Genomic DNA, 17542 nt, shown 5'->3' on the forward strand with positions numbered 1-17542 from the left:
CATGGCCGACAAACTGAGTGCCGTCAAAGGCATGAACGACATCCTGCCGGCGTCCGTGCCGCGCAAGGAAACGCTCCCCCGCAACTCCACCTGGCTCTGGTTCGACGAGGTCGTGCGCCGCGTGATGGCGCGCTACGGCTACCAGTACATCGTGACGCCGGTGGTCGAACCCACGCAGCTTTTCGTGCGGGGACTCGGCGAGGTGACCGACATCGTCGAGAAGGAGATGTACTCCTTCGTCGACTCCATGAACGGCGACGCGCTGACGCTGCGACCCGAGGCCACGGCCGGCATCGTGCGCGCGGTCGTCGAGCACAACGCGCTGTACAACGGCCCGCTGCGCGTGTGGACCGCCGGTCCGATGTTCCGCCACGAGCGGCCGCAGAAGGGGCGCTACCGGCAATTCCATCAGCTCGACGTCGAGGCGCTCGGCTTCGCGGGGCCGGACGTGGACGTGGAGCTGATCCTGATGGGCCGCGCGCTGTGGCACGAGCTCGGGCTTGTCGCCGGCGAGCACTACCGGCTCGAGATCAACACGCTCGGCGAACCCGAGGAACGGCGCGCCCATCGTGCGGCGCTGATCGAGCACCTGCAGAAGCACGAAGACCAGCTCGACGCCGAGGCGAAGCAGCGCCTGCACACCAATCCGCTGCGCATCCTCGACACGAAGAACGCCGCGATGCAGCCGGTCGTGGAGGCCGCGCCGAAGCTGATCGACTTCCTCGGCGCGCCATCGCGCGCGCATTTCGATGCGGTGTGCAATGCGCTCGAAGCGGCGGGCCAGCCCTACCGCGTCAATCCGCGTCTCGTGCGCGGCATGGACTACTACAACCGCACGGTGTTCGAGTGGGTGACCGACCACCTCGGCTCGCAGGGCACGATCTGCGGCGGCGGCCGCTACGACGGGCTCATCGAGCAGATGGGCGGCAAGTCCGCGCCGGCCATCGGCTTCGGCCTGGGCATCGAGCGCCTGCTTCTCCTGCTCGAGCAGATCGGCCTGCACGGCCCCGACAACGCGCCAGCCGCTTACTGCGTGCTCGCGGCGGACGACGCACTGCCGAAAGCCATGCCGGTGATCGAGGAACTTCGCCGACAGGGCGTCGCGGTCGTCATGCACGCGAGCGGCGGCTCGATGAAAAGCCAGCTGAAGAAGGCCGATGCGAGCGGCGCGCGCTGGGCGCTGATCTTCGGCGCCGACGAACTCGCGCAGGGCGCGGTCACCCTCAAGCCCTTGCGCGAAGCAGGCGGCACCCAGCAGCAGCGACCGCTGGCCGACGTGGCCGGATGGGCTCGCGAACTACAATCCCCGGCTTGATATGGCGCGACACCTCGACCTCGAAGAACAGGAACAGCTTGATGACCTCAAGCATTTCTGGAAGAACTACGGCAATCTCATCACCTGGCTGCTGATCGTCGGCTTCGGTGCGGTCGCCGCCTGGAACGGCTGGCAGTACTGGCAGCGGACGCAGGCGCTGCAGGCCTCGGTGCTCTACGAAGAGGTCGAGAAGTCGGCGCGCGACGGCGACGCCGACCGCATCGAACGTGTGTTCGGCGACATGCGCGACAAGTTCGGCCGCACGACCTATGCGCAGCAGTCCGCGCTGCTGGCCGCGAAGACCCTCGCCGACAAGGGCAGGACAGAGCCGGCGAAAGCGGCGCTCACGTGGCTCGCCGAGAAGGGCAAGGACGAGGGCTACCAGGCCGTCGCGCGCCTGCGCCTCGCGGGCATGCTCGCCGACGCCAAGGCCTACGACGAGGCGATGAAGCACCTGAACGCCGGCATGCCCGCGCAGTTCGAAGCGCTCGCCGCCGACCGCCGCGGCGACATCCTGCAGTTGCAGGGCAAGAAGGCCGAAGCGAAGGCCGAATACACCAAGGCCTACCAGGCGATCGACGAACGCGCGGAGTACCGGCAGCTGATCGCGGTGAAGCTCACGGCGCTGGGGGTCGATCCGCAATCGCTCAAGCCCGCGTCGTCCGCCGCGACCGCGCCCGCCGCCTCCGGAGCCGCCAAGCCATGAAGTCATTCCGTGCCGACACGGCGCCGCGCATCGCGCGAATCGTTGCCGTCCTGAGCGTGGCCGGCGCACTGTCCGCGTGCTCCGCGCTGCAGAGCCTGCCGCTGCCCGCCTTCCTCGGCGGCGGCGTCGAGAAGCCCAAGCCCGCCGAGCTCACCGCCAACCCCGCCACCTTCGGCGTGCGGCAGGCGTGGACGGCGCGCATCGGCGAACCCTCGCTTCCGCTCGTGGTCGCGGTGCAGGGCACGACCGTCTACGTGGCCGGCGGCAGCGAGGTCGCGGCCATCGATGCAGTCACGGGCCGCGACGTCTGGCGCGCCAGCGCGGGCGCGCCGGTCGCGGCCGGCGTCGGCAGCGACGGCACGGTCACGGCTGTGGTCACGCGCGCAAACGACGTCGTCGCCTTCGGCCAGGGCAAGGAAATCTGGCGGCAGAAGCTCCCCGCGCAGTCGTTCACCGCGCCGTTCGTGGCCGGTGGCCGCGTCTTCGTCCACGCCGCCGACCGCTCGGTCACGGCCCTGGACGGCAAGACCGGCCGGCGCCTGTGGACGCAGCAGCGCCCCGGCGAGGCGCTGGTGCTGCGCCAGGCGGGCGTGATGCTCGCCGTGGGCGACACGCTGCTGGTGGGGCAGGGCGGCCGCCTGACGGGCCTGAACCCGCAGAACGGCACCATTCGCTGGGACGCGCCGATCGCGACGCCGCGCGGACTGAACGACGTCGAACGCCTGGTCGACCTCGTCGGCCGCGTGAGCCGCGAAGGCGACGTCGTCTGCGCCCGTGCGTTCCAGGCCGCCGTGGGCTGCGTGAACGCGACGCGCGGCAACGTGCTGTGGACGCAGAAGTCGTCGGGCGCCGAGGGCGTGCACGGCGACGCCACCCATGTGTTCGGCACCGAATCCGACGGCAAGGTCGTCGCCTGGCGCCGCGAGAGCGGCGAGCGCGCCTGGAACAGCGAACTGCTCGCGTATCGTGGCCTGAGCGCGCCGCTGGTGCTGGGGCGCTCGGTGGTGGTCGGCGACAGCTTCGGCTTCGTCCATCTGCTGTCGCGCGAGAACGGTGCGCTGCTCAATCGCCTGTCGACGGATGGCACCGCGATCGCGGCGGCGCCCGTGGTGGCCGGGAACACGCTCGTCGTCGTCACTCGGACCGGCAATATCTACGGGTTCGTCCCCCAATAACCTGGAATCCCTGCCATGAAACCCGTCATGGCGCTCGTCGGCCGACCCAACGTCGGCAAATCGACGCTTTTCAACCGCCTCACCAAGTCGCGCGACGCCATCGTGGCCGACTTCGCGGGGCTGACGCGCGATCGCCACTACGGGAACGCGAAGCAGGGGCGCTACGAGTTCATCGTCATCGACACCGGCGGCTTCGAGCCGGACGCGGAGTCGGGCATCTACAAGGAGATGGCGAAGCAGACGCAGCAGGCGGTGGCCGAAGCCGACGTGGTCGTCTTCGTGCTCGATGCGCGCGCCGGCGTCTCGGCGCAGGACCACGACATCGCGAAGTACCTGCGCAAGCTGGGCAAGCCGACCGTGCTCGCGGCCAACAAGGCCGAAGGCATGCTCGAAGGCCCGCAGCTCGCCGAGTTCTACGAGCTGGGCCTGGGCGAGGTCCACGCCGTTTCCGCGGCCCACGGGCAGGGCATCCGCAGCCTGGTCGAGGTCGCGTTCGAACCCCTGAACCTGCCCGAGGACGACAACGCCGCCGAAGCCCAGGAAACCGGCATCCTCAAGCTGGCCGTGGCCGGCCGGCCGAACGTCGGCAAGTCGACCCTCATCAACACCTGGCTGGGCGAGGAGCGGCTGGTCGCCTTCGACCTGCCCGGCACGACGCGCGACGCGATCTCGGTGCCCTTCGAGCGCAACGGCCAGAAGTTCGAGCTGATCGACACGGCCGGGCTGCGCCGCAAGGGCAAGGTGTTCGAGGCCATCGAGAAGTTCTCGGTGGTCAAGACGCTGCAGGCCATCGAGTCGGCCAACGTGGTCCTGTTGCTGCTCGATGCCACGCAGGGGGTGACCGACCAGGACGCGCACATCGCAGGCTACATCCTGGAAAGCGGCCGCGCGGTCGTGCTGGCGCTCAACAAGTGGGACGCCGCAGACGACTACCAGCGCGAGCAGCTGCGCCGCCAGATCGAGTCGCGCCTCGCCTTCCTGAAATTCGCCGACATGCACTTCATCTCGGCGAAGAAGCGCCAGGGCATCGGTCCGCTCTGGGGCTCGATCATCCAGGCCTATAAGTCGGCCATGGTCAAGATGACCACGCCGGTGCTCACGCGCCTGCTGCTCGAGGCGGTGCAGTTCCAGCAGCCCAAGCGCTCCGGGATGTTCCGCCCCAAGCTGCGCTATGCGCACCAGGGCGGGATGAATCCGCCGGTGATCGTGGTCCACGGCAACTCGCTGGAGCACGTGACCGATGCGTACAAGCGCTTCCTCGAGGGGCGCTTCCGCAAGGAATTCAAGCTCGTGGGCACGCCCCTGCGCATCGAGATGAAGACCTCGAAGAATCCGTACGCGGACAAGGAATGATCGAGCGGGGGCTTGATTCCGCCCGAAGGGTCTCCAGATAGGTAGCAACCCGGTCAGCCGGACTGTTTACGCTGCCTCCTGCTGTGGTAATGTGCAGCTTCCGACAACAACACTCGAACACGGAGAATATCGTGAGCAATAAAGGGCAGCTGCTGCAAGACCCGTTCCTCAACACCCTGCGCCGCGAGCACGTGCCGGTGTCCATCTACCTGGTCAACGGCATCAAGCTGCAGGGGCAGATCGAGTCTTTCGACCAGTACGTGGTGCTGCTGCGGAACACCGTGACGCAGATGGTCTACAAGCACGCGATCTCCACCATCGTGCCCGGCCGCGCGGTGAACTTCCAGCCCGCCGAGGGTGGCGAAGGCGGCGCCAGCTGATTCGCTCGCGCCGCAAGCCCCGCCGGGCATCCTCGCCGTTCGCGCAAGCTTCCGCGCAATCCGCTGCGCATTTGTCCGGCCTTCCGCTTTGACACCCACCTCCGAACGTCCCACCGCGCCCGCCATCCTGGTCGGCGTGGATCTGGGCCTCCCTCATTTCGATGCCGAGCTCGAGGAGCTCGGCCTGCTCGCGCAGACCGCCGGGCTCGAGCCCGTGGCGCGCGTCACGGCCAAGCGACGCGCGCCGGACGCCGCGCTGTTCGTCGGCAAGGGCAAGGCCGACGAGATCAAGGCCCTCGCCGACCAGTGCGGCGCCAGCGAGATCCTGTTCGACCAGGCCCTGAGCCCGGCGCAGCAGCGCAACCTCGAACGCCACATGGAGCGGCCGGTGAACGACCGCACCCTCCTGATCCTGGAGATCTTCGCCCAGCGCGCGCGCAGCCACGAGGGCAAGCTGCAGGTCGAGCTCGCCCGGCTGCAGTACCTGAGCACGCGGCTGGTGCGGCGCTGGTCGCACCTGGAGCGCCAGCGCGGCGGCATCGGCGCGCGGGGCGGCCCGGGCGAGACGCAGATCGAACTCGACCGCCGGATGATCGGCGAGGCGATCAAGCGCACGCGCGAGCGGCTGGTGAAGGTGAAGAAGCAGCGCAACACGCAGCGCCGCCAGCGCGAGCGCCGCGACACCTTCAACATTTCGCTGGTCGGCTACACCAACGCCGGCAAGTCGACGCTGTTCAACGCGCTGGTCAAGGCGCGCTCGTATGCCGCCGACCAGCTGTTCGCCACCCTCGACACCACCACGCGCGAGCTCTACCTCGGCGAGGCCGGCCGTTCCGTGGCGCTGTCCGACACGGTGGGCTTCATCCGCGACCTGCCGCACAGCCTGATCGATGCGTTCCAGGCGACGCTGCACGAGGCGGCAGAGGCCGACTTGCTGCTGCACGTGGTGGACGCGGCGAATCCGCACCATCCCGAGCAGATCGAGGAAGTGCAGCGGGTGCTCGAAGAGATCGGGGCCGCCGACGTCCCGCAGCTGCTGGTGTTCAACAAGATCGATGCGCTGCCCGAAGGCCAGCGCCCGCGCAGACTCGTGGATACCATGGAGGTCGGTGGCCGGCAGGCGCCGCGTGTTTTCACGAGCGCGCAGTCGGGCCGGGGCCTGGCGGAGCTGCGCGGAGAGATCGCGCGCGTGCTGGCCGAGAGCCGGGACGCACGGGCGCCGCAGGCCAGCGACGCCCGGTTCGACGAAACGCCTTCCTGATTAGGCACAATGCGGCGCAGACCGAAAGAGAAAACGAACGAATGAATCCGCAATCGCGCAGCCTGTCGCCGGGCGGCCTCTGGGGCCGCGTGCGAGGCATGTTCAACCTGAACGACCCCCGCTGGGGCCGCGGCGGCGACGACAAGTCCGAGGGCAACCGCCCCCCGGACAATCGTCCCGAGAACCGCCCCGAAAGCCGGCCCGAGAACCGCCCCGAGGGCGGCAACAGAGGGCCCAACCAGGGTCCGCCCGATCTCGACGAGCTCTGGCGCGACTTCAATCGCAAGCTCGGCGGCCTCTTCGGCGGGCGCAAGCGTGGCGGCGACGGCGGCGGCTTCGGCGGCGGCAACAACGGCAATGGTGGCGGCGGCGGCGGTTTCCAGCCCGACATGAAGAGCGCCGGCGTGGGCGCGGGCCTCATCGCCGGCGTGGTCGTGCTGATCTGGCTGGGCACCGGCTTCTTCATCGTGCAGGAAGGCCAGCAGGCCGTCATCACGCAGTTCGGCAAATACAAAAGCACGGTCGGCGCGGGCTTCAACTGGCGCCTGCCGTACCCGATCCAGCGCCACGAGCTCGTCTACGTGACGCAGATCCGCTCGGTCGACGTCGGGCGCGACGCGGTGATCCGCGCGACGGGCCTGAAGGAGTCGGCCATGCTGACCGAAGACGAGAACATCGTCGAGATCAAGTTCGCCGTGCAGTACCGCCTGAACGACGCGCGCGCCTGGCTTTTCGAGAGCAAGAACCCGGCCGAGGCCGTGGTGCAGGCGGCCGAGACCTCCGTGCGCGAAGTCGTCGGCAAGATGAAGATGGACTCCGCGCTCGCCGAGGAGCGCGACCAGATTGGCCCGCGCGTGCGCACGCTGATGCAGACCATCCTCGACCGCTACAAGGTCGGCGTCGAAGTCGTGGGCATCAACCTGCAGCAAGGCGGCGTGCGTCCGCCCGAGCAGGTCCAGGCCGCGTTCGACGACGTGCTGAAGGCCGGGCAGGAGCGCGAGCGCATCAAGAACGACGCGCAGGCCTATGCCAACGACGTGATCCCGCGCGCGAAGGGCGCCGCCGCGCGCCTGACGCAGGAAGCCGAAGGCTACAAGGCGCGAATCGTGGCGCAGGCGCAGGGCGATTCGCAGCGCTTCAAGTCGATCCTCACCGAGTACCAGCGCGCGCCGCAGGTGACGCGCGACCGCATGTACATCGACACCATGCAGCAGATCTACGGCGGCGTGACCAAAGTCATGATCGACTCGCGCCAGGGCGGCAACATGCTGTACCTGCCGCTCGACCGCATCATGCAGCAGGTGGCGGCCGGCGGCGCCGCGACGCCCGAGCCGGCGGCGGCGGGCACGGTGCCCGCAGCGCCTCCGGCGGCCGGATCGGCTGCCGATTCCCGCACCCGCGACAACGCGCGCAGCCGCGAACGCGAAACAAGATAAGCACGGCCATGAACAGGATCGGTTTCATCGTCTCCTCGCTGCTGGTGGTGCTCGCGCTGCTCAGCTCCATGCTCTTCGTGGTCGACCAGCGCCAGTTCGGCATCGTCTACGCGCTCGGCCAGATCAAGGAAGTCATCACCGAGCCGGGGCTGCACTTCAAGATGCCGCCGCCGTTCCAGAACGTGACCTACATCGACAAGCGCCTGCTCACGCTCGACAGCGCCGATACCGAGCCGATGCTCACGGCCGAGAAGCAGCGGGTCGTGATCGACTGGTACGTGCGCTGGCGCATCACCGAGCCGTCGCAGTACATCCGCAACGTCGGCCTCGACGAAGCCGCGGGCGCCAACCAGCTCAACCGCGTGGTGCGCAACGCGTTCCAGGAAGAGATCAACCGCCGCACCGTGAGCGAGCTCCTTTCGGTCAAGCGCGAGCAGCTCATGAACGACGTGAAGCGCGAAGTGCTCGAGGCCGTGAAGGGCGCCAAGCCCTGGGGCGTTGACATCATCGACGTGCGGATCACGCGCGCCGACTACGTGGATGCGATCACCGAGTCGGTCTACCGCCGCATGGAAGCCGAGCGCAAGCGCGTGGCGAACGAGCTTCGCTCGACCGGCGGCGCCGAAGGCGAACGCATCCGCGCCGACGCGGAGCGGCAGCGCGAAGTGACGGTGGCCGAGGCGTATCGCGAGGCGCAGAAGATCAAGGGCGAGGGCGACGCGCAGGCCGCGGCGCTCTACGCCGAGGCCTTCGGCCGCGATCCGCAGTTCGCGCAGTTCCACCGCAGCCTCGAGGCGTACAAGTCGAGTTTCGGCAAGCGAAGCGACGTCGTCGTGATCGATCCGCAGAGCTCGGACTTCTTCCGCGCGTTCCGCAACGGCGGCAGCGGCGGCGCCGGCGGGGCTGCTGCAGCGCCCGCGGCCGGCCGGCGGTAGTGGTCCCGCAGGCGCGGCAGGCCCGGAGCGAGGCCCCGATTGGACAGCGACACGCTCTGGGCCGCATTGGCCCTGATGCTGGTGCTCGAAGGGCTCTTCCCCTTCATTTCGCCCGGCGGGTGGCGGCGTACCTTCGAGAAAATCCTGTCCTTGCGCGATGGCCAGTTGCGATTCTTCGCGCTCGTCAACATCGTGCTGGGCCTTGCGGTGCTGGCCGTGCTGGCCTTGTAAGAGCAAAGTCTTGAATCGTTTGGGACAATGGCGGGATGAGTGATTCCCCGAAAGTGGGCTTCGTGAGCCTGGGCTGCCCCAAGGCGCTGACCGATTCCGAACTGATCCTGACCCAGCTTTCCGCCGAGGGCTACCGCACCTCGAAGACCTTCGAGGGCGCAGATCTCGTCATCGTCAACACCTGCGGCTTCATCGACGACGCGGTGAAGGAGAGCCTCGACACGATCGGCGAGGCGCTGGCGGCCAATGGCAAGGTGATCGTCACCGGCTGCCTGGGCGCGCGCGCCGGCGAGGACAGCGACAACCTCGTGCGCGAGATCCATCCGTCCGTGCTCGCCGTCACCGGCCCGCACGCGACCCAGGAGGTCATGGACGCGGTGCATGCGCACCTGCCGAAGCCGCACGATCCCTTCCTCGACCTCGTGCCGGCCGCGGGCATCAAGCTCACGCCGAAGCACTACGCCTATCTGAAGATCAGCGAGGGCTGCAACCACCGCTGCACCTTCTGCATCATCCCGTCGATGCGCGGCGACCTCGTGTCGCGGCCGGTGGGCGACGTGCTGAAGGAGGCGAGGGCGCTCTTCGAAAGCGGCGTCAAGGAGTTGCTGGTGGTGAGCCAGGACACGTCCGCCTACGGCGTGGACGTGAAGTACCGCACCGGCTTCTTCGACGGGCGCCCCGTGAAGACGCGCATGCTCGATCTCGTGGCCGCGCTCGGCGAGCTCGCGAAGCCGCACGGCGCGTGGGTGCGGCTGCACTATGTGTACCCGTATCCGCACGTCGACGAAGTGATTCCGCTCATGGCCGAAGGGCTCGTGCTGCCGTATCTCGACGTGCCGTTCCAGCACAGCCATCCCGACGTGCTGCGCCGCATGAAGCGGCCGGCGAGCGGCGAGCGCAACCTGGAGCGCATCGCGCGCTGGCGCGAGCTGTGCCCGCAGCTCGTCGTGCGCAGCACGTTCATCGCCGGATTTCCCGGGGAGACCGAGGAGGAGTTCCGGCACCTGCTCGATTTCCTGGGGGAAGCGCAGATCGACCGGGCCGGCTGCTTCGCCTATAGCCCCGTCGAGGGCGCGGCGGCGAACGCGCTGCCGGGCGCCGTGCCGGCGGAAGTGCGCGAAGAGCGCAGGGCGCGTTTCATGGCCGTGGCCGAGGCCGTGTCGGCCGAGCGATTGAAGCGCCGCATCGGCGCGGACATGCAGGTGCTGGTGGATTCGGCGCCTGCGTCCGGCCGCAAGGGCGGCGTGGGTCGTTCCTATGCGGATGCGCCGGAGATCGACGGCACCGTGAAGCTGCTCGCGCCTCAGAAGTTGAGCAAGCAGTTGAAGGTGGGCGAGTTCACGCGCGCGCGCATCGTCGACACGCAGGGGCACGACCTTGTTGCCGTGCCCGTTTGAGGCTAGTTCAGAAACAACAAAGCCGGCGAATTCGCATTCACCGGCTTTATGATCATCACGTTTTGTGGTGCCCAGGAGAGGACTCGAACCTCCACGATGTTACTCGCTAGTACCTGAAACTAGTGCGTCTACCAATTCCGCCACCTGGGCATTTCAGGAAAAGAAGGATTCTATATCAAAAACATCGAACGATCGCAGGGCGCAACGCTCGACGAATTCGAGGGCGTCATCCAGGGCCATCGCGATGGCCATGGCTATGTGGTCCGCGACAGCGGCGAGCCCGACATCTACCTGCCTCCCAACGAAATGCGCGCGGTGCTGCACCGCGACCGCGTCAAGGCGCGGGTGGTCCGCTACGACCGCAAGGGGCGGCCCGAAGGCCGTGTCGTCGAGATCGTCGAGCGCCCGCCGCAACCCATCATCGGCCGCCTGCTGCACGAAAGCGGCGTGTGGCTCGTCGCGCCCGAGGACAAGCGCTACGGCCAGGACGTCCTGATCCCGAAGGGCGCGATCGCGCTCGCGAAGCCGGGCCAGGTGGTCGTGGTCGAACTCACCGAACCGCCGAGCCTCTACGGGCAGCCGGTGGGCCGCGTGAAGGAAGTGCTCGGGGAAATCGACGACCCCGGCATGGAGATCGAGATCGCGGTGCGCAAGTACGGCGTGCCCCACGAGTTCTCGGACGCGGGCATAGCGCTCGCCCGCTCCCTGCCGGACAAGGTGCGGCCGCAGGACAAGAAGCATCGCGTGGACCTCACCGATGTGCCGCTCGTCACCATCGACGGCGAGGACGCGCGCGATTTCGACGATGCGGTCTACTGCGAGCCCGCGAAGGTGGGCCGCGGCAAGGGTTGGCGGCTGCTCGTCGCGATCGCCGACGTGAGCCACTACGTGCAGACCGGCAGCGCCATCGACGTCGATGCCTACGATCGCGCGACGAGCGTGTACTTCCCGCGCCGCGTGATTCCGATGCTGCCGGAGAAGCTGTCGAACGGGCTGTGTTCGCTGAACCCCGAGGTCGAGCGCCTGTGCATGGTGTGCGACATGCTGGTCACGGCCAACGGCGAGGTCCACGCCTACCAGTTCTATCCGGCGGTGATGTGGAGCCATGCGCGCCTCACGTACACCGAGGTCGCGGCCATCCTCGCGAACACGCGCGGCGCCGAGGCGGCGAGGCGCGAGGCCGTGGTTCCGCATCTGCTGAATCTCCACGACGTCTACCGCGCGCTGCTGAAGGCGCGCAACACACGCGGCGCCATCGACTTCGAGACGACCGAGACGCAGATCGTCTGCGACGAGAACGGCCGCATCGAGCAGATCGTGCCGCGCACGCGCAACGATGCGCACCGGCTGATCGAAGAGGCGATGCTTGCGGCGAACGTGTGCTCGGCCGACTTCATCCTGCAGTCGGGCCAGCCCGGCCTGTTCCGCGTCCACGAAGGGCCGACGCCGGAGAAGAAGGAGATCCTGCGCGGCTACCTGAAGGCCATGGCCGTGGGCATGACGATCAGCGATGACCCGAAGCCGGCGGAGTTCCAGAAGATCGCCGAGGCGGTGAAGGACCGGCCCGATGCGCAGCAGATCAGCACGATGCTGCTGCGCTCGATGCAGCAGGCGATCTACACGCCGTTCAACAGCGGGCACTTCGGACTCGCTTACGAGGGCTACACGCACTTCACGAGCCCGATCCGGCGCTATCCCGATCTGCTGGTGCATCGCGTGATCAAGGCCATTCTCGGCGGCGAGCGCTACCAGCTCCCCGCGCTGCCCACGCCGGGCGAGGCGCACGAGAAGCTGGCGCGCCGGCTGGCGGCGCGCGTCGCGCCGCCCAGCCAGAAGCTGAAGAAGCCGCCCGCGCCGCCGAGCCGCGAGCTGCAGGCGTGGGAGGCCGCGGGCCTGCATTGCAGCGCGAACGAGCGGCGCGCCGACGAGGCGAGCCGCGACGTCGAGGCCTGGCTCAAGTGCAAGTACATGCGCGACCACCTCGGCGAGGAGTACTCCGGCACGGTCAGCGCGGCCACGAGCTTCGGCATCTTCGTGACGCTCGACCAGATGTACGTCGAGGGACTCGTCCACATCACCGAACTCGGCGGCGAGTACTTCAAGTTCGACGAGGCGCGGCAGGAGCTGCGCGGCGAGCGCACGGGCATCCGCTACGCGATCGGCACGCGCCTGCGCGTGCAGGTGAGCCGCGTCGACCTCGACGGCCGCCGCATCGACTTCCGCCTGGTGCGCGATGGCGACGAGGAGCTGGCGCAGCGGGCGCTGAAGGACAAGGGTGGGGCGCCGTCCCCGCGCGAAAAGCGCGAAGGACGTGAAGGGCGCGAAGCCGGCGAGGACCGCGATGGCCGGACGCGGGCGTCGCGCAAGGGCGCCACGCGCAAGTCGGCGGGCGGCGCGCACGCGCGCTCGCCGATCCAGGAGCTCAAGTCCGCCGTGAAGAAGGCCGCGTCCAAGGCCAAGCCCAAGGGCCGCAAGCCGCGGCGCTGAACATCGAACGGACGTCGACGAACGTCGGGAGTGGAGCAGGAGATGGCAACGAATTCGAATGAAGGCCGCGTCGCGATCGTCACCGGGGGCGGCACCGGCATCGGGCGCGCCTGCGCGCTTGCGCTGCTCGGCGCGGGCTGGCGCGTGGCGGTGGCGGGGCGGCGCATCGAGCCCTTGCAGGAGACCGCGCGCGAAGGCGGCGAACGCGGGCTCGCGGTGGCGACGGACGTGACGGATCCGGCGTCGGTCGAGGCGCTGTTCGGCTCGACGGTGAAGCAGTTCGGCCGCGTCGACCTGCTCTTCAACAATGCCGGCCTGAGCATCACGCAGCCCACCGAGGATTTCTCGATCGAGGACTGGAAGCGCGTGGTCGACACGAACCTCAATGGCATGTTCTATTGCCTGCGCCAGGCCTTCCGTGTCATGAAATCGCAGAGTCCGATGGGCGGCCGGATCATCAACAACGGCTCGATCTCGGCGCATGCGCCGAGGCCGAATTCGATCGCCTACACCGCGACGAAGCACGCGGTGACCGGCCTCACGAAGACGGCGGCGCTCGACGGGCGCAAGTACGACATCGCCGTGGGGCAGATCGACATCGGCAACGCCGTCACCGAACTCGCCGCGCGCATGGCCACGGGCGTGCCGCAGGCCAATGGAGAGATTCGCGCCGAGCCGATGATCGACGTGTCCATCGTCGGCCAGTCGGTGCTCTACATGGCGAGCCTGCCGCTCGAGGCGAACGTGCTCTTCCACACGGTGAAGGCGACGAAGATGCCGTTCGAGGGGCGGGGCTGAGTCGGTGAGGGGCACGGCGAGGCACGGACCTCGTCGCTGTGCCCTTACCCCCGTGCAAGTCCCGCGAGCTTCGAGGCGGTGAGGGCGCGATCGGCGGGCCACGCGTCGGCCGCCTGCCCGTGCAGGTAAACCGCTGCGGAGGCTGCCTCGAACGGTTCCGCACCCGACGCCAGCCGTGCCGCGATCATCCCGGCAAGCACGTCGCCGGTCCCCGCCGTCGCAAGCTTCGCATTGCCGGTCGGGTTGATCGACGACGTGCCCCGCGGCCTCGCGATCACGCTGCCCGACCCTTTCAACACGACGACACAACCGAATCGCCGCGCCAGTTCGCGTGCGCTCGACAAGCGATCCGCCTGCACGTCTTTCGTCGTGCGTGCGAGCAAGCGCGCGGCTTCCAGCGGGTGTGGCGTCAGCACGGTCGGCGCGCCACGTCTGCCGCGTGATTCCAGAAGGGTCTGGAGCTGTGGGTCGTTCGTCACCGCATTCAGGGCGTCCGCATCGAGAACGAGCGAGCAAGCCGACGACAACACACGCGGAAGTACGCCCCGCACGGCATCGCCGCCGCCGCAACCGCACGCCACCGCGAGCGTCTCCAAGGCGAGCGCTTCCGACGCGCGAAGCATCAGTTCCGGCTGCGTGAGGTCGACGGCGAGGCTGCCGCCATCGAGCAGGGCGACGAACACGCGGCCGGCGCCGGCATGCAGCGCAGCGCTGGCGGCGAGCAGGGGCGCGCCCGTCATGCCGGCGGCACCGCCGAGGATCGCGACGTCGCCGTAGCTGCCCTTGTGCGAGGCGTGTTCGCGTGGACGCGACTGCGGTGCGGGCGCGAGGAACGCGCTTGCGTCGCCCTGCGGCAGGGCGACGTCGAGCGAATCGAACCACAGCTCGCCGCATGCATCGCGGCCACGGCCGGTGAAGAGGCCGGGCTTGAGCGCGAGCAGGCAGAGCGTCCAGCGCGCGGCCACCGACTCGCCCATGCCGGTGTCTGCGGAAAGTCCGGACGGAATATCGACGGCGAGGACGGGCGCGGCGCCTTCGTTCAGGCGCTTGGCCGCTGCGAGCAAATCGCCTTCGAGCGGACGCGCCGAGCCGATGCCCAGCAGGGCGTCGATGGCGAGGTCGCAACTCGCAGGTGCTTCCTTCGCGATGCGTACGCCGGCTTCACGCGCACGGGCGAACGAGGCCGCCGCGTCCGGTGGCAGCCTGTCTTCGCGGCCCGTGCAGGTGACGATGCAGTCCTTGCCCCATCGTTGCAGGTTCATCGCCGCCTCGAATCCGTCGCCCCCGTTATTGCCGGGGCCGCAGGCGATCCATATCGTGCGCGCATGCGGCGCGACGGCAAGGGCGAGGCGTGCCACGGCGCGGCCGGCGCGTTGCATGAGGGTGTGCGCTTCGAGCGTGGCGGCGGCGGCATGCTCGATGCGGCGCACGGCCACGACGTCGAAGAGTGGCTGGGACGGCCCGGGTTCGATGCGATGCATCGGTGGATTTTCGTCGGTTCGGGCGGTCGACCGGAAGGGCGCCTCGCGCGCCCCTCTCTCCAACGCCTTACCCGAGAACGCGTTCGATCCCCAGGCCCTCGATGTCGATGGCCGGCGCACGCCCCGCCATCAGGTCCGCCACCACGCGCGCGCTTCCGCACGACAACGCCCAGCCGCTCGATCCATGCCCCAGGTTCACCCACACGCCGCGCAGGTGCGTGGCGCCGAGCACGGGCGGGCCGTCGGGCAGCATCGGCCGCGCGCCTTTCCATTCGGTGACGGCCGCGCCGGTGTTGGCGAGCTGCGCCGCGCCGGGAAACCAGTCGTGCAAGACCTTGTAGAGGGTCTGGATCGCGCCGGGCCGCTTCTCGTCGGGCGAGCCGCCGATCTCCGCGCTGCCCGCGACGCGCACGCGGTTGCCCAGGCGCGAGATCGCGACCTTGTAGCGCTCGTCCATCAGGCCGCTGCGCGGCGCGTTCAGGGGCTCGCGGATCGGCGCGCTGATCGAGTAGCCATGCACCGCGACGAGGGGCAGCCGCAGGCCGGCGGGGCGAAGCAGCAGCGAAGAATCGACGCCGCCGCACACGACGACCGCCTGGAAGCGCAGGGACTGCCGCGCTCCGCCGTCCTCGCTCACGCGAAGGAGGGTCGGCTCGCCCGCGTCGAGGGGCGCGACGTCCGCATTGAAGCGGAAACTCGCGCCGAGCGACTGAGCCTGGTTCTTCATCAGCAGCGCGAACTGCCGGCAATTGCCGACCTCGTCGTCGGGCAGATGCACGGCGCCTTCGAATGCCGTATCGGGATTCAGCGCAGGCTCGACGACGCGCGCCTGCGCGGCATCGACCTCGCGGAACGACACGCCCGCATCGCGCAGGACCTGGAGGCCCGGCTGCACCATCTTGCGATCGCGCTCCGTGCGCAGCAGCACCATGAAGCCCGGGCTGCGGTCGTATTCCAGCTGCAGATGCTCCGTCAGCGCGTGCAGCCGCGTGCGGCTGTAGAACGCGAGGCGTTGCAGGCGCGCGCGATTCGCGAGGTAGGTTTCGAGGCTGCACGCGCGGCGCCACTTCCACATCCACGTGAGTTCGTTCGCGCCGAGCGGCATGGCCACGCGAACCGGCGCGTGCCGGCTGAACAGCGAGCCGAGGACCTTGCCCGGCATTCCCGGCGCGGCCCAGGGGGTCACGTAGCCGGGAGCAACGACGCCCGCATTGGCGAAGCTGGTTTCGAGCGCGACGGCGCCTCGGCGCTCGAAGACGGTGACCTCGTGTCCGTCGGCGGCGAGTTCGTAGGCCGTGGTCACGCCGACGATGCCGGCGCCCACGATGGCGATTTTCATTCGGGGTTCAGGACGGCTTCGGCCCGCTCGGCAAGGTTCAGGAGGTTGTCGTCGCGCAGCGCGCCGTGCCAGAGCATGAGGCCGACAGGCAGTTCGCCGGCTACGTGGCAGGGAATCGAGATCGCGCAGCCGTCGAGCATGTTCACCACGCTCGTGTTGCGCAGGAGCAGGGCATTGACGCGGAAGAATTCGTCGTCGCGCTCCGCGCCGGGCGCGACCGAGGCGATGGTCGGCGCGACGATGGGAACGGTGGGCGACAGAACGGCGTCGAAGCGGTCGAGCGCGGCGCCGACCTCGGCCGTCCATGCATCGCGCGCGAGCGAGAGGTCGAGATACTCGTAGGCCTTCATCGACGCGCCCTTCTCGATGCGGGTGCGAACGCGCGGGTCGTAGGCCTCGCCTTGCGACTCGATCAGCTTGCGATGCCAGGCATAGCTTTCCGCCGCCGCGAAGCCGCCGGTGGACTGGATCGAGCCCAGGTCCCGGATCTGCGCGAGCGGAATTTCGACGATGCTCGCGCCCGCGTCGCGAAAGATCCCGACCGCGCGCTCGAAGGCTCGCGAGACCGCGGCGTCCATGCCGTCGAGCATCTGCGTCCCCGCGATGGCGAGCCGATACGACGACAGCGGCCGGTCGTCGCGCTTCACCGTGCGCGCGGAGAGGATTTCGTGCGCCAGGATCGCATCGCGCACCGAGCGCGTCATCGCGCACACCGTGTCGAGCGTGGGCGAAAGCGGCAGCGCGCCGTCGAGCGGCACGAGCCGCGCCGTCGACTTGAAGCCGACGATGCCGCACAGCGCCGCCGGGATGCGGATCGAGCCGCCGGTGTCCGAGCCCAGGCCGACGAACGCGGCGCCGGCCGCGACCGAGACCGCCGCGCCCGACGACGAGCCGCCGGGGATGCGGGGCGTCGCCGCGTCCGCCGGATTGGCGGGCGTGCCGAAATGCGGGTTGACGCCCACGCCCGAGAACGCGAACTCGGTCATGTTCGTGCGGCCGACGATGGCCGCGCCCGCGGCCCGCAGGCGCGTCACGGCGGTCGCGTGCGCGCGTGCCGGCGGCGCATCCTTCAGCACCACGGAACCGGCGGACGTGACGTCGCCTTCCATGTCGAACAGGTCCTTGACTGCGTATTCCACCCGATGACGGGCACGATTCCACGCTGATGGCGGGCGCTGTTCCAGCCGATGGCGGGCGGCGTTCCATGCGATCGCGGGCAGCGTTCCATGCTGATGGCGGGCACGATTC

15 protein-coding genes and 1 tRNA gene are annotated in these 17542 nt (G+C 69.0%); 12 read left to right on the top strand and 4 right to left on the bottom strand.

Features of this window, described 5'->3' with window-relative positions:
* Nucleotide 1: 1 nt before the first annotated feature.
* The 10 genes from hisS to rimO all read left to right on the top strand — a co-directional run bounded on the left by hisS (nt 2) and on the right by rimO (nt 10189).
* Nucleotides 2-1315 (top strand): histidine--tRNA ligase, encoded by a 1314-nt coding sequence (gene hisS, locus AB7E83_RS13885; protein WP_428570378.1) that lies wholly within the window; start codon nt 2-4, stop codon nt 1313-1315.
* 1 nt (nt 1316) lies between these two features.
* On the top strand, nt 1317-2021 hold the full coding sequence (locus AB7E83_RS13890) for a YfgM family protein (protein ID WP_428570380.1): 705 nt from the start codon (nt 1317-1319) through the stop codon (nt 2019-2021).
* Nucleotides 2018-3196 carry an outer membrane protein assembly factor BamB gene (gene bamB, locus AB7E83_RS13895; protein WP_428570382.1) on the top strand — a complete coding sequence of 393 codons (1179 nt, stop codon included), beginning with the start codon at nt 2018-2020 and terminating at the stop codon, nt 3194-3196. The genes AB7E83_RS13890 and bamB overlap by 4 nt, the downstream gene beginning before the upstream one ends.
* A gap of 15 nt (nt 3197-3211) precedes the next feature.
* On the top strand, nt 3212-4549 hold the full coding sequence (gene der / locus AB7E83_RS13900) for a ribosome biogenesis GTPase Der (RefSeq protein WP_428570384.1): 1338 nt from the start codon (nt 3212-3214) through the stop codon (nt 4547-4549).
* Nucleotides 4550-4680: 131 nt separating this feature from the next.
* Entirely contained in the window at nt 4681-4929 is a 249-nt protein-coding gene (gene hfq / locus AB7E83_RS13905; RefSeq protein WP_428570386.1) for an RNA chaperone Hfq, read from the top strand.
* A gap of 88 nt (nt 4930-5017) precedes the next feature.
* Nucleotides 5018-6190, top strand: a complete 1173-nt coding sequence (hflX, locus tag AB7E83_RS13910) for a GTPase HflX (protein ID WP_428570388.1) — start codon at nt 5018-5020, stop codon at nt 6188-6190.
* Nucleotides 6191-6231: 41 nt separating this feature from the next.
* Nucleotides 6232-7626, top strand: a complete 1395-nt coding sequence (gene hflK, locus AB7E83_RS13915) for an FtsH protease activity modulator HflK (protein WP_428570390.1) — start codon at nt 6232-6234, stop codon at nt 7624-7626.
* Nucleotides 7627-7634: 8 nt separating this feature from the next.
* Complete coding sequence (hflC, locus tag AB7E83_RS13920) at nt 7635-8561, top strand: protease modulator HflC (RefSeq protein WP_428570392.1); 927 nt, start codon at nt 7635-7637, stop codon at nt 8559-8561.
* Between the two features lie 39 nt (nt 8562-8600).
* Nucleotides 8601-8792 carry a DUF2065 domain-containing protein gene (locus AB7E83_RS13925; RefSeq protein WP_428570394.1) on the top strand — a complete coding sequence of 64 codons (192 nt, stop codon included), beginning with the start codon at nt 8601-8603 and terminating at the stop codon, nt 8790-8792.
* Between the two features lie 35 nt (nt 8793-8827).
* Nucleotides 8828-10189, top strand: coding sequence for a 30S ribosomal protein S12 methylthiotransferase RimO (rimO, locus tag AB7E83_RS13930; protein WP_428570396.1), 1362 nt, complete (start codon nt 8828-8830; stop codon nt 10187-10189).
* A gap of 65 nt (nt 10190-10254) precedes the next feature.
* On the opposite strand, the gene AB7E83_RS13935 is transcribed toward rimO, so the two are convergent.
* Nucleotides 10255-10339 (bottom strand) — tRNA-Leu (locus tag AB7E83_RS13935).
* Nucleotides 10340-10417: 78 nt separating this feature from the next.
* On the opposite strand from AB7E83_RS13935, the gene rnr reads away from it, so the two are divergent.
* Together rnr and AB7E83_RS13945 are read left to right on the top strand one after the other, a co-directional pair.
* Complete coding sequence (gene rnr / locus AB7E83_RS13940) at nt 10418-12676, top strand: ribonuclease R (protein WP_428570408.1); 2259 nt, start codon at nt 10418-10420, stop codon at nt 12674-12676.
* Between the two features lie 42 nt (nt 12677-12718).
* Complete coding sequence (locus tag AB7E83_RS13945; protein ID WP_428570398.1) at nt 12719-13474, top strand: SDR family oxidoreductase; 756 nt, start codon at nt 12719-12721, stop codon at nt 13472-13474.
* Between the two features lie 44 nt (nt 13475-13518).
* Here AB7E83_RS13945 and AB7E83_RS13950 read toward each other — a convergent pair whose 3' ends face one another.
* The 3 genes from AB7E83_RS13950 to AB7E83_RS13960 all read right to left on the bottom strand — a co-directional run.
* On the bottom strand, nt 13519-14955 hold the full coding sequence (locus AB7E83_RS13950; protein ID WP_428570399.1) for an NAD(P)H-hydrate dehydratase: 1437 nt from the start codon (nt 14953-14955) through the stop codon (nt 13519-13521).
* Nucleotides 14956-15022: 67 nt separating this feature from the next.
* A complete protein-coding gene (locus AB7E83_RS13955) occupies nt 15023-16294 on the bottom strand; it encodes a D-amino acid dehydrogenase (protein ID WP_428570400.1) in 1272 nt (423 codons plus the stop codon).
* Nucleotides 16291-17542: amidase (locus tag AB7E83_RS13960; RefSeq protein ID WP_428570401.1), on the bottom strand; the 1252-nt coding region annotated here is incomplete at its 5' end. The genes AB7E83_RS13960 and AB7E83_RS13955, both read right to left, overlap by 4 nt.

Source organism: Ramlibacter sp. (genome assembly GCF_050250995.1).
Classification (GTDB): Bacteria; Pseudomonadota; Gammaproteobacteria; order Burkholderiales; family Burkholderiaceae_C; genus Ramlibacter.

Coding starts and splice junctions, on each gene's coding strand:
- hflK (WP_428570390.1), top strand. CDS start 6,232: ATGAATCCGCAATCGCGCAGCCTGTCGCCGGGCGGCCTCTGGGGCCGC.
- hisS (WP_428570378.1), top strand. CDS start 2: ATGGCCGACAAACTGAGTGCCGTCAAAGGCATGAACGACATCCTGCCG.
- AB7E83_RS13955 (WP_428570400.1), bottom strand. CDS start 16,294: ATGAAAATCGCCATCGTGGGCGCCGGCATCGTCGGCGTGACCACGGCC.
- AB7E83_RS13945 (WP_428570398.1), top strand. CDS start 12,719: ATGGCAACGAATTCGAATGAAGGCCGCGTCGCGATCGTCACCGGGGGC.
- hflC (WP_428570392.1), top strand. CDS start 7,635: ATGAACAGGATCGGTTTCATCGTCTCCTCGCTGCTGGTGGTGCTCGCG.
- rimO (WP_428570396.1), top strand. CDS start 8,828: ATGAGTGATTCCCCGAAAGTGGGCTTCGTGAGCCTGGGCTGCCCCAAG.
- AB7E83_RS13890 (WP_428570380.1), top strand. CDS start 1,317: ATGGCGCGACACCTCGACCTCGAAGAACAGGAACAGCTTGATGACCTC.
- AB7E83_RS13950 (WP_428570399.1), bottom strand. CDS start 14,955: ATGCATCGCATCGAACCCGGGCCGTCCCAGCCACTCTTCGACGTCGTG.
- bamB (WP_428570382.1), top strand. CDS start 2,018: ATGAAGTCATTCCGTGCCGACACGGCGCCGCGCATCGCGCGAATCGTT.
- der (WP_428570384.1), top strand. CDS start 3,212: ATGAAACCCGTCATGGCGCTCGTCGGCCGACCCAACGTCGGCAAATCG.